Source organism: Streptomyces sp. NPDC029296 (genome assembly GCF_055569255.1).
The window spans coordinates 224,015-236,614 of sequence record NZ_JBVHXT010000006.1 but is presented as its reverse complement, the minus strand read 5'-3'; the positions used below and the strand labels follow the sequence as shown (position 1 = coordinate 236,614).

Genomic DNA, 12,600 nt, shown 5'->3' with positions numbered 1-12,600 from the left:
GGCCAAAGAGGGGAGGTGCGGACTACTCGCCCGCCGCGCGGAGCTGCTCCTCCGTCAGGCCCTGGCGCCAATAGCCGACGAACGTCACGCGCCGCCGGTCCACCCCCCGCTCGCCGACGAAGTGCCGCCGCAGGGACTTGACCCGGCCGGACTCCCCGGCGAGCCACACATACGGCCGCTCGGCGCCGGGCAGCGGGGCGGCTCGTACGGCATCGACGGCCATGGGGGACCCGTCGTGCCGTACGAGCCACGTGATCTCCGCGTCCGCCTCCGTGCGCACGTCCTGCACGTCTTCCGCGTGCGGGACCTCCAGCCAGGCCCGGACCCGGGTGCCGGCGGGCAGGGACTCCAGGATCGCGGTCGCGGCGGGTACGGCCGTCTCGTCGCCGCACAGGACGACGAGGTCGGTGTCCGCGGGCGGGCGGAAGCGGATCGCGCGGTTGTCGGCGACGGCCGGCCCGAGCAGCAGCACCCGGTCGCCGGCGGCGGCCCCCGCGGCCCAGCGGGAGGCGGGGCCGGCCGGCAGGGCGGCGCCCGGCTCGATGCCGTGCAGGGCGAAGTCGATGTCGATCTCGTCGGGGTCGCGGCGCAGCGCCCGCAGCGTGTACGAGCGCATCACGGCCCGTACGTCGTCCGGGAGTTCCCGCCAGCCCTGCCACCAGCCGTCGCCCAGCTCCAGCGGGACCACGGGCTCGCTCTGCCCGGGGTGCGGCAGGAACAGCGACAGGGACTGGTCGCACCCGTCGGAGTGGAAGGCGTGCAGGTCGCGCCCGGTGAAGGTGACCCGGACCAGGGACGGGCCGAGCCGCCTCGTCCGTACGACCTGGAGGGAGAAGAAACGGAACGGGGCGGCTACGGCCGTCGTCATGTGTGGCTCCTGAGGGTGGTTTTCAGGGCTTTGCCGGGGGCTGGGCCGCCGGTCAGCCGACCTTCCTGGCCTTCTCCAGGGCCTCGGCCAGGTTGGTGAGCAGCGGCACGCACTTGTCGTAGGAGAGGATCGGCTCGGGGGAGCGCGGGATGACCTGGCCGGCCCTCACCGCGGGCAGCTTCTTCCAGGTGGCCTTGGTGATGCCGGCGGGCTGGATGGCCGAGGAGCGGTCGTCCATCATGATGATGTCGGCGTCGTACTTGTCGACGTTCTCCCAGCTCAGCGACTCGTACCAGCCGCCGCCCTGCTTCTTGGCGCTCTCCGGGGGCTCCACGAAGTTCACGCCGAGGGACTTGAAGTACTCCAGGTCGATGGAGAGGTTGCTGCCGGAGACGTAGAACAGCTGGTCGCTGGCGCTGCCGGCCATCACCTTGAGGTTCGGCTTGGCCTTGGCGGCGGCGCGCAGCCGGGCGGCGGCGTCCTCGAACCGCTTCTTGGCGTCGGTGACCTTGGCGGCCTTCATGTCCGCGCCGAGCGACGCGGCGAGGTCCCACATGCGCTGGAGCGGCTGGGTGAGCGAGCGGTCGTAGACGGAGATGCCGACGCTGGGGGCCAGCTGCGCGATCTTCTTCTTCGACTCCTCGGGGACGTACCAGAGGGTGCCGGCGTCGTCGAACATCGTCGAGACGAGCACGTCCGGGGCGAGGGAGGCGTACTTCTCGATGTTGAACTGGCCCCAGGCGTTGCCGAGGACGGTCACCTTGCTGATGTCCATGTCGCCGGCCTGGACGTCCGGCTTGCCGTCGCTGGTCTTCGTCGGGCCGAACACGGCCTTGACCTGGATGCCGTAGTCGTACAGCGCGGCGCCGACGCCGGTGAACGCGACGATGTTCGCGGGGACCTTGTCCAGCTTCACGGTCGTGCCGCGGTCGTCCTTGAACGACCAGGGGCCGGACTTGCCCGTCCCACCGCTCCCGTTGGAGCCACCGTCTTTGCCCTTGTCGTCCCCGCAGGCGGCGAGCGCGGCACCGAGGCCGAGGGCGCCGCCCGCGGCGAGCAGTCCGCGGCGAGAGAGGTGGGTGGCACGGGCAAGGGACATGGGTATGACTGCTTTCGACCGGGGCGAGGCGCCCGCCGGACACGTTCGAACGTAGGTTAGCCTAACCTCAGTCGATGTCCAGGGGGCGGGCCGCCCCGGCGCCCCGCCCGGCCCGCGACGGCCGGGGCCGCGTCAGCCCGCCAGGCCCAATTCCCGGGCGATCAGCATCCGCTGTACCTCGCTCGTGCCCTCGCCGATCTCCAGGATCTTGGAGTCGCGCCACATGCGGGCCACCGGGTACTCGTTCATGAAGCCGTAGCCGCCGTGGATCTGGGTGGCGTCGCGGGCGTTGTCCACGGCGACCGTGGAGGAGTGGAGCTTGGCCAGGGCCGCCTCCTTCTTGAAGGGCTCGCCCGCGACCAGGCGGGAGGCCGCGTCGCGCCAGGCCAGGCGGGCGGTGTGGGCCTTCATCTCCATGTCGGCGATCTTGAACTGGATGGCCTGGTTGGCGCCGATCGGGCGGCCGAAGGCGTGACGTTCCTTCGCGTACTTGACCGACTCGTCCACACAGCCCTGGGCCAGCCCCGTGGCGAGGGCGGCGATGGCGATGCGGCCCTCGTCCAGGATGCGCAGGAACTGGGCGTAGCCGCGGCCCCGTTCGCCCAGCAGGTTGGCGGCCGGGACCCGGACGTCCTGGAAGGACAGCTCGCGGGTGTCGGAGGCGTTCCAGCCGACCTTCGAATAGGGCGCCGCCACCGTGAAGCCCGGGGTGCCGGACGGCACGATGACGGCCGAGATCTCCGGGCGGCCGTCCGGCTTGCGGCCGGTCACCGCGGTGACGGTGACCAGCCCCGTGATGTCCGTGCCCGAGTTGGTGATGAAGCACTTGGTGCCGTTGATCACCCACTCGTCCGTGTCCGGGTCCAGGCGGGCCGTCGTCCGGGTCGCCCCGGCGTCGCTGCCGCCGTCCGGCTCCGTCAGGCCGAACGCGCCCAGGATCTCGCCCGAGCACAGCCGGGGCAGCCACGCGCGCTTCTGCTCCTCGGTGCCGTACAGATGCAGCGGCATGGCGCCCAGCGAGACGCCCGCCTCCAGCGTGATCGCCACCGAGGAGTCCACCCGGGCCAGCTCCTCCAGGGCGAGCCCGAGCGCCAGGTAGTCGCCGCCCATCCCGCCGTACTCCTCCGGGAACGGCAGTCCGAACAGGCCCATGCGGCCCATCTCGCGGACGATCTCGTACGGGAACTCGTGCCGCTCGTAGAAGTCGCCGATCTTCGGCGCCACGACGTCGTGCGCGAACTCCTCCACCGTGCGGCGGAGTTCCTCCAGCTCGGGGCTGAGACGGTGGTCCATGCTGATCACTGGTCCTTGTGGGAGAGAGCGCGGACGGTACGGGACGGGCTGGGCCGGCCCAGCCGTTCGGCCATCCACACGCTCGTGGCGGTCAGACGGCCGAGGTCGACCCCCGTCTCGATGCCGAGCCCGTGCAGCATCCAGACGAGGTCCTCGGTGGCGAGATTGCCGGTGGCGGACTTGGCGTACGGGCAGCCGCCGAGCCCCCCGGCGGAGGCGTCCACCGTGGTGACGCCGTGCTGGAGGGCGGCCAGGGTGTTGGAGAGCGCCTGGCCGTACGTGTCGTGGAAGTGCACGCCGATCGCGTCCGTCCCCACACCCCGCTCGTTCAGCAGGGCGAGCAGCGCGCGGACCTGGCCCGGGGTGGCCACCCCGATGGTGTCGCCGAGGCTCAGCTCGTCGCAGCCCATGTCCCGCAGCGCCGTGCACACCCGCGCCACCTGGGCGAGCGGCACCGGGCCCTCCCACGGGTCGCCGAAGCACATCGACACATAGCCGCGCACCCGTACGCCCTCGTCCTTCGCGCGCCGCACCACCGGCTCGAACACCGCGAGGGACTCCTCCAGCGTCCGGTTGAGGTTGGCCTTGGCGAAGGACTCGGTGGCGCTGGCGAACACGGCGACGTACTCCGCGCCGAGGGCCAGCGCCCGGTCCAGGCCGCGCTGGTTGGGCACCAGCACCGGAAGGGCCGCGCCCAGGTTCTTGACCCGGGGGAACAGCTCCTCGGCGTCGGCCAGCTGGGGCACCCACTCGGGGTGGACGAAGCTCGTCGCCTCGATGGTGGTCAGGCCCGCGCCGGCCAGCCGGTGGATGAACTCGGCCTTCACCGCCGTCGGCACGGACGTCTTCTCGTTCTGCAGCCCGTCGCGCGCGCCCACCTCGTGGATCCGCACCCGCGCGGGCAGTCCCTCGGCCGGTACGGCCACGGGCAGTCCTGCGACGCTCATCCGGCCGCCTCCTCGTGCGGTGCGATGACGGCCAGCACCTGGTCCATGGCGACCGTGCTGCCCGGTGTCACGTCCAGTTCGGCGACCGTGCCGGCGTGCGGGGCGGAGATGACGTGCTCCATCTTCATCGCCTCCACCACCAGCAGGCTCTGCCCGGCGGCCACCTCGTCGCCCACGGCCACCTTGACCACCGTGACCGTGCCCGGCATGGGCGCGGTCAGGGAGTCGGCGCCCCCGTGGGCCGCCCGGTTCAGCGAGGCGGCGACCGGGTCGTGGTCGCGCACCTGCCAGGCGTCGCCGTCTCGGCCCAGCCAGTCGCCGGCCCGGCGGAAGGTGTGCCGGACGCCGTCCAGGGTGACGCTCACCCGGTCGCCGGTGACGGTGTGCTCGCCCCGGGGGGTGTGGGCCACCGGTTCGCGCACCCGCAGGTGGAAGACCGGCGGCTTCGGGGTGCCGCCCAGCCGCCAGCCGTCCGGCACCGAGAACGGGTCGGTCCAGCCCTGCGCACGCGGCTTCAGTGCCTCGAGCCGTACGGCCGCCGCCGCCTCGTACACTTCCTCGGGCACCTCGTCGGGGACCAGGTCGTCCACCACCCGCTCCACCAGCCCGGTGTCCAGGTCACCGGACACCACCGCCGGATGGGCCAGCAGCCGGCGCAGGAACCCGGCGTTGGTCTGCACGCCCAGCGTGACCGTCCGGGCCAGGGCCGCCCGGAGCCTGCGCAGCGCGGTCGCGCGGTCGGGGCCGTAGGCGATCACCTTGGACAGCATCGGGTCGTACAGGCTGCCCACCTCGGTGCCCTCGCTGAGCCCGGAGTCGGTGCGGACCCCGTCGCCTTCGGGCTCGTCCAGCAGCAGAACCGTTCCACCGGAGGGCAGGAAGCCGCGCGCGGGGTCCTCGGCGCAGATCCGGGCCTCGACCGCGTGCCCGGTGAGGGTGACCTCCGACTGGCCGAAGGACAGCGGTTCGCCGGCCGCGACCCGCAGCTGCCACTCCACCAGGTCCAGTCCGGTCACCAGCTCGGTGACCGGGTGCTCCACCTGGAGCCGGGTGTTCATCTCCATGAAGTAATACCGCGACGGGTCGCCGCCCGGGACGATGAACTCCACCGTGCCCGCGCCCCGGTACCCGCACGAGCGCGCCGCCTGCACGGCCGCCTCGCCCATCGCGGCCCGGGTCCGCTCGTCGAGGAGCACGCTCGGCGCCTCCTCGATCACCTTCTGGTGGCGCCGCTGGAGGGAACACTCGCGCTCGCCGAGGTGCACCACGTTGCCGTGGCCGTCGGCCAGCACCTGGATCTCGATGTGCCGGGGCCGGTCCACCCACCGCTCCACCAGCAGCGTGTCGTCGCCGAAGGAGGCGCGGGCCTCCCGGCGGGCGGCGGCGATCTCCTCCTCCAGCACGGTCAGGTCCCGCACCAGCCGCATGCCCTTGCCGCCGCCGCCGGCGGACGGCTTCAGCAGCACGGGCGCCCCCAGTGCGCGGGCCGCCTCGGCCAGCTCGGGATCGCGTCCGCCCGGCACCACCGGCACCCCGGCGGCCTCGACCGTCTCCTTGGCCCGGATCTTGTCGCCCATCAGCGCGATCGCGTCCGCGGGCGGGCCGATGAACACCAGCCCCGCCTCCTCGCACGCCCGCGCGAAGGCCGCGTTCTCGGCGAGGAAGCCGTACCCGGGGTGGACGGCCTGGGCGCCGGTGCGGGCGGCGGCTTCGAGCAGCCGCTCCACCGACAGATAGCTCTCGGCGGCCGGCGCCGGGCCGATCCGGACCGCCGTGTCGGCCTCCCGGACGTGCCGCGCGTCGGCGTCGGCGTCGGAGAAGACCGCCACCGAGCGCACGCCCAGGGCGCGCAGCGTACGGATCACGCGTACGGCGATCTCGCCCCGGTTGGCCACCAGCACTGTGTCGAACACGGTTCCCCTCCTCACATCCGGAAGACGCCGAACTGGGTGTCTCCCAGAGGCGCGTTGGCACAGGCCGTCAGGGCCAGACCGAGGACCTGACGGGTGTCCAGCGGGTCGATCACGCCGTCGTCCCAGAGCCGGGCGGTGGCGTAGTAGGCGTTGCCCTGACGTTCGTACTGGGCGCGGATCGGCGCCTTGAACGCCTCTTCCTCCTCGGCGGCCCACTCCTCGCCGCGGCCCTCCAGCTGGTCCCGCTTGACGGTCGCCAGCACGGACGCGGCCTGCTCGCCGCCCATCACGGAGATCTTGGCGTTCGGCCACATCCACAGGAAGCGGGGGGAGTAGGCCCGGCCGCACATCGAGTAGTTGCCCGCGCCGTAGGAGCCGCCGACCACCACGGTGAGCTTCGGCACGCGCGTGCAGGCCACCGCCGTGACCATCTTGGCGCCGTGCTTGGCGATGCCCCCCGCCTCGTAGTCCCTGCCGACCATGAAGCCCGAGATGTTCTGGAGGAACACCAGCGGGATGCCGCGCTGGTCGCACAGCTCGATGAAGTGGGCGCCCTTCTGGGCGGACTCGGCGAACAGGATGCCGTTGTTGGCGACGATCCCCACCGGGTGGCCGTGGATCCGCGCGAACCCGGTCACCAGGGTCTGCCCGAACTCCGCCTTGAACTCGGCGAACCGGGAGCCGTCGACCACGCGCGCGATGATCTCGCGGACGTCGTAGGGGGTGCGGGAGTCGACCGGGACGGCGCCGTAGAGCCCGGAGGGATCCACCTTGGGCTCGACGGACGGCCGGACCTCCCAGGGCAGGGACCGCCGGGCCGGGAGCGTGGCCACGATGTCGCGGACGATCCGGAGGGCGTGCGCGTCGTCCTCGGCGAGGTGGTCGGTGACCCCGGAGACCCGGGAGTGCACCTCGCCGCCGCCCAGTTCCTCGGCGGTGACGACCTCGCCGGTGGCCGCCTTCACCAGGGGCGGCCCGCCGAGGAAGATCGTGCCCTGGTTCCGCACGATCACGGCCTCGTCGCTCATCGCCGGGACGTACGCCCCGCCCGCCGTGCAGGAGCCCATGACGGCCGCGATCTGCGGGATGCCGGCGCCGGACATCCGGGCCTGGTTGTAGAAGATCCGGCCGAAGTGGTCCCGGTCGGGGAAGACCTCGTCCTGCATCGGCAGGAAGGCCCCGCCGGAGTCGACCAGATAGACGCACGGCAGCCGGTTGTCGAGGGCCACCTCCTGGGCGCGCAGGTGCTTCTTGACCGTCATCGGGTAGTACGTGCCGCCCTTGACGGTGGCGTCGTTCGCCACGATCACGCACTCGCGGCCGCTGACCCGCCCGATGCCGGCGATCACCCCGGCGGCCGGGGCCTGCCCGTCGTACAGCCCGTCGGCCGCGAGCGGTGCCAGCTCCAGGAAGGGCGAGCCCGGGTCGAGCAGTGTGTCCACCCTGTCCCTCGGCAGCAGCTTGCCGCGCGCGGTGTGCCGCGCCCGCGCCTTCTCGCCGCCGCCGAGGGCCGCCGCGGCCAGCTTGGCGCGCAGCTCCTCCACGAGGGCGAGATGGGCCTCCTCGTTGGCCCGCCAGCCCTCCGACGCGGGATCGGCCGCGCTGTGAAGCTCCGGTGCCTCCTGCATCCTGCGGTCCCCTCACCGGTGTCCGAACCTGTTAATGAGCGTTAACCATTTCCTTCAGGTTAACGACCGCTAACCCCGCTGTCTAGAATTGACGGCATGGCCAGCAGAACCGACGCCCCGACCCGCCGCGAGCAGATCCTCAAGGAGGCCGCCCGGCTCTTCGCCGAACGCGGATTCCACGGCGTCGGCGTCGACGAGATAGGCGCCGCGGTCGGCATCAGCGGCCCCGGTCTGTACCGGCACTTCCCCGGCAAGGACGCGATGCTCGCCGAGCTGCTGGTCGGCATCAGCGGCCAGCTGCTCACCGGGGCCAGGCGCCGGCTGGCGGAGGCCGACGGGATCCCCGCGACCCGGGTCCTGGACTCCCTGATCGAGGGCCACATCGACTTCGCCCTGGACGACCGCCCGCTGATCACCCTGCACGACCGCGAGCTGGACCGGCTGCGCGACAGCGACCGCAAGCTGGTGCGCCAGCTCCAGCGGCAGTACGTGGAGCTGTGGGTGCAGGTGGTCCGCGAGGCCTACCCGGGCCTGACCGAACCGGCCGCCCGCTCGGCCGTCCACTCCGTCTTCGGCCTGCTCAACTCCACCCCCCACCTCGGCCGCGCCGGCACCCTCCCCGGCCGGGGCACGACGGCGGCCCTGCTGCACCGCATGGCCCGCGGCGCGTTCGAGGCGGCGGGGGAGGCGCGGGCGTAGGGCCGTTTCCCCCGCGGGGGCTTCGTGGGCGGGCGGGCGCGCGGCCCGGTGCCGTGCAGGCGCCCCCGGGCGTGAGACCCGCCCGTCCCGCTGCCGCCGTCCAGGGCGGCGGCCCGCGTGTGTGTGGGGGCCGCCCCGTCCGACACGACCCTGTGCCGGGGTCCCGGGTCCCGGGTCCGTCGCTTGCGGACTGCGCCTGGGGGATCGGTGTCCGAGGGGTGGTCGGACCGGTCCGACACGGCCCGTGCCCGGGGGTCCGGGTCCTTCGGCCACGGCCTGTGCCCCGGGGGAACCGGTCCGTCCCGGCATCCGTCACGCTCCTTGTCCAGGGGCCCGGTCCCCTCCGCCACGGCTCGTGCCCGGGGCGCTCCCGGGGCGTCGCAGCCATGGCTCGGGCCCTCCCCGGGGAGCGCGTGACGCGCATTACGGCCGAACCCCTCTGGACGGAGTTCCGTACTCGCCGGTACGGTGAATGAGCAAGCGCTTAGACATGCCGAAGTCATGCCAAGGTACGTGGAGGTGGCGGCGTGCGCCGTACGGTGTTCAACGAGGATCACGAGGCGTTCCGGGAGACCCTTCGCGCCTTCATCGAGGCCGAGGTCGTCCCGGTCTACGACGAGTGGTTCGCCGCCGGCCAGGCGCCGCGCGACTTCTACTACAAGCTCGGCGAGCTGGGCGTCTTCGGTATCAGCGTGCCCGAGGAGTTCGGCGGCGCGGGCCTGGACACCCACAAGTTCGAGGCCGTCCTCTACGAGGAGACCGCGCGCGCGGGCGTGCAGTTCGGCGGCTCCGGCGTGCACGTGCTGCTCGCCCTGCCCTACATCAAGATGCTCGCCACCGAGGAGCAGAAGAAGCGCTACCTGCCGAAGTTCGTCACCGGCGAGGAGATGTGGGCCATCGCGATGACGGAGCCGGGCACCGGCTCCGACCTCGCGGGCATGAAGACCACCGCCAAGCTGAGCGAGGACGGCACGCACTACGTCCTCAACGGCGCCAAGACCTTCATCACGGGCGGTGTGCACGCCGACAAGGTGATCGTCTGCGCCCGCACCGCCGCGCCGACCGCCGAGGACCGCCGCCACGGCATCTCCCTGTTCGCCGTGGACACCAAGTCCGAGGGCTACTCCATCGGCCGCAAGCTGGACAAGCTGGGCCTGCGCACCTCCGACACCGCCGAGCTGGCCTTCGTCGACGTCAAGGTGCCCGTCGAGGACCTGCTCGGCGAGGAGAACAAGGGCTTCTCCTACCTCGGCCACAACCTGGCCTCCGAGCGCTGGGGCATCGCCTTCGGCGCCTACGCCCAGGCCAAGGCCGCCGTCCGGTTCGCCAAGCAGTACGTGCAGGAGCGCACCGTCTTCGGCAAGCCGGTCGCCCACTTCCAGAACACCAAGTTCGAGCTGGCCGCCTGCCAGGCCGAGGTGGACGCCGCCGAGGCCGTCGCCGACCGCGCCCTGGAGGCGCTGGACGCCGGCGAGCTGACCCCCGCCGAGGCCGCCTCCGCCAAGCTGTTCTGCACCGAGGTCGCGCACCGCGTCATCGACCGCTGCCTCCAGCTGCACGGCGGCTACGGCTACATGAACGAGTACCCGATCGCCCGCCTGTACGCGGACAACCGCGTCAACCGCATCTACGGCGGCACCAGCGAGATCATGAAGACGATCATCGCCAAGGACATGGGCCTGTAAGGGCTCCGCGGGCACACCGGGGTATACCTGCACCTCATGAGCCAGGCACTCCAGGACCTCCTCGATCTGCTCGACCTGGAGCGGATCGAGGAGGACATCTTCCGCGGCCGGTCGCGCCCCGCCGTCGTCCCGCGCGTCTTCGGCGGGCAGGTCGCGGCGCAGGCGCTGGTCGCCGCCGGGCGCACGGTCCCCGCCGACCGGCCCGCCCACTCCCTGCACGCGTACTTCCTGCGTCCCGGCGACCCGGGCGCGCCGATCGTCTACACCGTGGACCGCATCCGCGACGGCCGGTCCTTCACCACCCGCCGGGTGGTCGCCGTCCAGCACGGCAAGCCGATCTTCCACCTCTCCGCCTCCTTCCAGGCGCACGAGGACGGCCTGGAGCACCAGGCGCCCATGCCCGTCGCGCCCGATCCGGCGACCCTGCCCACCTCCCCGGAGCGGCTGCGCGGCTACGGCCACCTCGCCCCCGAGGTCGTCGAGCGCTTCCTGGAGGCCCGCGAGGCGGTCGACCTCAGGTACGTGGACGAGCCGCCGTACGGCCGGTACGGCGAGCCGCGCGAGCCGCACTCCCAGGTGTGGTTCCGCGTCAACGGCAAGCTCGACGGCGACGACCCCCTGCGGCACGTCGTCCTCGCCACCTACGTCTCGGACATGACCCTGCTGGACTCCGTGCTGCTCGCCCACGGGCGCGGCGGCTGGGCGGTCGGGGACGTCGTCGGGGCGTCCCTGGACCACGCGATGTGGTTCCACCGGCCGTTCCGGGCCGACGAATGGCTGCTGTACGACCAGGAGTCGCCGTCCGCGTCCGGCGGCCGGGGCCTGGGTCAGGCCCGCATATACACGCAGGACGGGCGGCTCGCCATCACGGTCATCCAGGAGGGCGTGGTCCGTGTTCCGAGACAGCCGTGACGGATGCGCTTTTCGAGATGACTTGAGGCGTATGTCCGATTAGGCTCTCTGGGTGAAGGGCCGCAGTGAACGGCGTGTCCCGGAGGGGGGAGATTCCCGACCCTCCGGATTCCGGCCGTTCCGTTCGCTCACGCTGCGGTGAAACCTGAAGACCGCGCCGCATCTTCCGTACAACCGCGGCGCCGGCCATCCACCTCGCGCGTCCTTCACGGAGCCGCGAGAGACGATGGAGATGGAAGGTATTCCCATGCGATCACAGCGCACGAGGCGTCTTGTCGCGTTGTCCGCCTCCGGTCTGCTGCTGGCGGGCGGGGCCGCGTTCGGCACGGCCGCGACGGCCTCCGCCTCGGACCACGGCAGTGACAGTTCCTACAGCCGGTACGACGACGACCACGGCGGCGGCTGGTGGAACGACGACGATGACGACGACTACGGCGGCTACGGCGGCCACGACGACGGTGGTTACGGCGGTGACCACGGTGACCACGGTGGTTACGGTGGCGACCACGGCGGCTACGGCGGTGACCACGGCGGTGGTGGCGGCCACGGCGGTGGCGGTGACCACGGCGGTGGCGGCGGCCACGGCGGTGGCGGCCACGGCGGCGGTGGCGGCGGCCACGGAGGCGGTGGTGGCGGTCACTGATCCGGCCTGACAACCGAACAGGGTGTGCGGCCCCCTCGGCGGGGCCGCACGTCGTTTCCGGGACGTGACGAGCCGTCAGTCCAGTCCGGCCGCGGCCAGCAGATACGCCGTCATCGGGTCGTAGTGGCGGGGGCTGACCACGTGGTCGTCGAGCGGGACCGCCACCTGCACGGTGCCCTCGGCCTCGGCGAGGAACAGCGCGGGGTCGTTGCAGTCGGCGTACCCGACCGAGTCCACGCCGTGCTGTCCCGCGTAACCGGCCCAGCCGTGGTCGGCGACGACCAGGTCGGGCAGCGGGCGCCCCTCGCGCTCGAGGCCGGTCAGGACCGCCCGCATCGGCTCCCCGGAGTGGGTGTGCCACAGCGTCGCCCCGTGCTCCAGCACGGCCACGTCCGCGAACTGCATGACGTACCCCTCGTCCGTCCGCAGCCCGTCCGGGACGACCACGATCTCGCAGCCGGCGGCGCGCAGCGCGGCGGCCGTGGCCCGGTGCACGTCCAGCAGCCCGCCCGGGTGCCCGGTCGCGAACAGCACCCGCTGGCGCCCCTCGGCCGCCTTGCGCAGCCGCGCCGCCATGCGCTCCAGCGCCGCCACGGTCAGTTCCGGGTCGATGGTGTCCTGTCCGTACCGGTACTCCGGGTCGTCGTTGACGCCCACCCGCTCGGCCATGACCGCCAGCACGTCCTGCTCGTCCGTCCAGCGGTCGCCCAGCTCCAGGCCGAACCAGAAGTCGCGGACACCGTTGGCGAGCTGACGGTAGTGGGAGAGGTTGTTCTCGCGGGGCGTGGCGACGTCCCCCGCGATGCGGGTGCGCACCAGATGGTCGACGAGCTGGGCGCGGCTGGGTGTCCCGGATATCGGCATGGCTCCCATTGTGGGGCAGCGGCTGCCGCCGTTCCCGGGGATATCGCCC

11 protein-coding genes are annotated in these 12,600 nt (G+C 72.4%); 3 read left to right on the top strand and 8 right to left on the bottom strand.

What is annotated here, in order from left to right; genetic code table 11:
* Window positions 1–22: 22 nt before the first annotated feature.
* The 6 genes from ACZ4W9_RS07805 to ACZ4W9_RS07780 all read right to left on the bottom strand — a co-directional run bounded on the left by ACZ4W9_RS07805 (window position 23) and on the right by ACZ4W9_RS07780 (window position 7,748).
* Window positions 23–868, bottom strand: a complete 846-nt coding sequence (locus tag ACZ4W9_RS07805; RefSeq protein ID WP_467933927.1) for a siderophore-interacting protein — start codon at window positions 866–868, stop codon at window positions 23–25.
* 52 nt (window positions 869–920) lie between these two features.
* Window positions 921–1,967, bottom strand: coding sequence for an ABC transporter substrate-binding protein (locus ACZ4W9_RS07800; protein WP_467933926.1), 1,047 nt, complete (start codon window positions 1,965–1,967; stop codon window positions 921–923).
* A 132-nt stretch (window positions 1,968–2,099) separates the two neighbouring features.
* Window positions 2,100–3,260: an acyl-CoA dehydrogenase family protein gene (locus ACZ4W9_RS07795; RefSeq protein ID WP_467933925.1), complete on the bottom strand. Its 1,161-nt coding sequence runs from the start codon at window positions 3,258–3,260 to the stop codon at window positions 2,100–2,102.
* A gap of 5 nt (window positions 3,261–3,265) precedes the next feature.
* On the bottom strand, window positions 3,266–4,207 hold the full coding sequence (locus ACZ4W9_RS07790) for a hydroxymethylglutaryl-CoA lyase (RefSeq protein WP_467933923.1): 942 nt from the start codon (window positions 4,205–4,207) through the stop codon (window positions 3,266–3,268).
* Entirely contained in the window at window positions 4,204–6,120 is a 1,917-nt protein-coding gene (locus ACZ4W9_RS07785; protein ID WP_467933922.1) for an acetyl/propionyl/methylcrotonyl-CoA carboxylase subunit alpha, read from the bottom strand. Before ACZ4W9_RS07785 ends, ACZ4W9_RS07790 begins: the two co-directional genes overlap by 4 nt.
* An 11-nt stretch (window positions 6,121–6,131) precedes the next feature.
* Window positions 6,132–7,748, bottom strand: a complete 1,617-nt coding sequence (locus ACZ4W9_RS07780) for a carboxyl transferase domain-containing protein (RefSeq protein WP_467933920.1) — start codon at window positions 7,746–7,748, stop codon at window positions 6,132–6,134.
* 96 nt (window positions 7,749–7,844) lie between these two features.
* Between ACZ4W9_RS07780 and ACZ4W9_RS07775 the strand changes: the two genes are divergently transcribed.
* From ACZ4W9_RS07775 to ACZ4W9_RS07765, 3 genes are all read left to right on the top strand, one after another.
* The gene (locus ACZ4W9_RS07775; protein WP_467933919.1) at window positions 7,845–8,447 is read left to right on the top strand and encodes an SACE_7040 family transcriptional regulator; all 603 of its coding nucleotides are present in this window, start codon (window positions 7,845–7,847) and stop codon (window positions 8,445–8,447) included.
* A 527-nt stretch (window positions 8,448–8,974) separates the two neighbouring features.
* Window positions 8,975–10,132, top strand: a complete 1,158-nt coding sequence (locus ACZ4W9_RS07770) for an acyl-CoA dehydrogenase family protein (RefSeq protein ID WP_467933918.1) — start codon at window positions 8,975–8,977, stop codon at window positions 10,130–10,132.
* A gap of 36 nt (window positions 10,133–10,168) precedes the next feature.
* Window positions 10,169–11,044 (top strand): acyl-CoA thioesterase, encoded by an 876-nt coding sequence (locus ACZ4W9_RS07765; protein ID WP_467933916.1) that lies wholly within the window; start codon window positions 10,169–10,171, stop codon window positions 11,042–11,044.
* Between the two features lie 253 nt (window positions 11,045–11,297).
* Here ACZ4W9_RS07765 and ACZ4W9_RS07760 read toward each other — a convergent pair whose 3' ends face one another.
* Both ACZ4W9_RS07760 and ACZ4W9_RS07755 read right to left on the bottom strand, forming a co-directional pair.
* The gene (locus tag ACZ4W9_RS07760; RefSeq protein ID WP_467933915.1) at window positions 11,298–11,684 is read right to left on the bottom strand and encodes a hypothetical protein; all 387 of its coding nucleotides are present in this window, start codon (window positions 11,682–11,684) and stop codon (window positions 11,298–11,300) included.
* A 78-nt stretch (window positions 11,685–11,762) separates the two neighbouring features.
* Window positions 11,763–12,551 carry a phosphatase gene (locus tag ACZ4W9_RS07755; RefSeq protein WP_467933913.1) on the bottom strand — a complete coding sequence of 263 codons (789 nt, stop codon included), beginning with the start codon at window positions 12,549–12,551 and terminating at the stop codon, window positions 11,763–11,765.
* Between the last annotated feature and the right edge of the window lie 49 nt (window positions 12,552–12,600).

Coding starts and splice junctions, on each gene's coding strand:
- ACZ4W9_RS07805 (WP_467933927.1), bottom strand. CDS start 868: ATGACGACGGCCGTAGCCGCCCCGTTCCGTTTCTTCTCCCTCCAGGTC.
- ACZ4W9_RS07800 (WP_467933926.1), bottom strand. CDS start 1,967: ATGTCCCTTGCCCGTGCCACCCACCTCTCTCGCCGCGGACTGCTCGCC.
- ACZ4W9_RS07795 (WP_467933925.1), bottom strand. CDS start 3,260: ATGGACCACCGTCTCAGCCCCGAGCTGGAGGAACTCCGCCGCACGGTG.
- ACZ4W9_RS07790 (WP_467933923.1), bottom strand. CDS start 4,207: ATGAGCGTCGCAGGACTGCCCGTGGCCGTACCGGCCGAGGGACTGCCC.
- ACZ4W9_RS07780 (WP_467933920.1), bottom strand. CDS start 7,748: ATGCAGGAGGCACCGGAGCTTCACAGCGCGGCCGATCCCGCGTCGGAG.
- ACZ4W9_RS07775 (WP_467933919.1), top strand. CDS start 7,845: ATGGCCAGCAGAACCGACGCCCCGACCCGCCGCGAGCAGATCCTCAAG.
- ACZ4W9_RS07765 (WP_467933916.1), top strand. CDS start 10,169: ATGAGCCAGGCACTCCAGGACCTCCTCGATCTGCTCGACCTGGAGCGG.
- ACZ4W9_RS07755 (WP_467933913.1), bottom strand. CDS start 12,551: ATGCCGATATCCGGGACACCCAGCCGCGCCCAGCTCGTCGACCATCTG.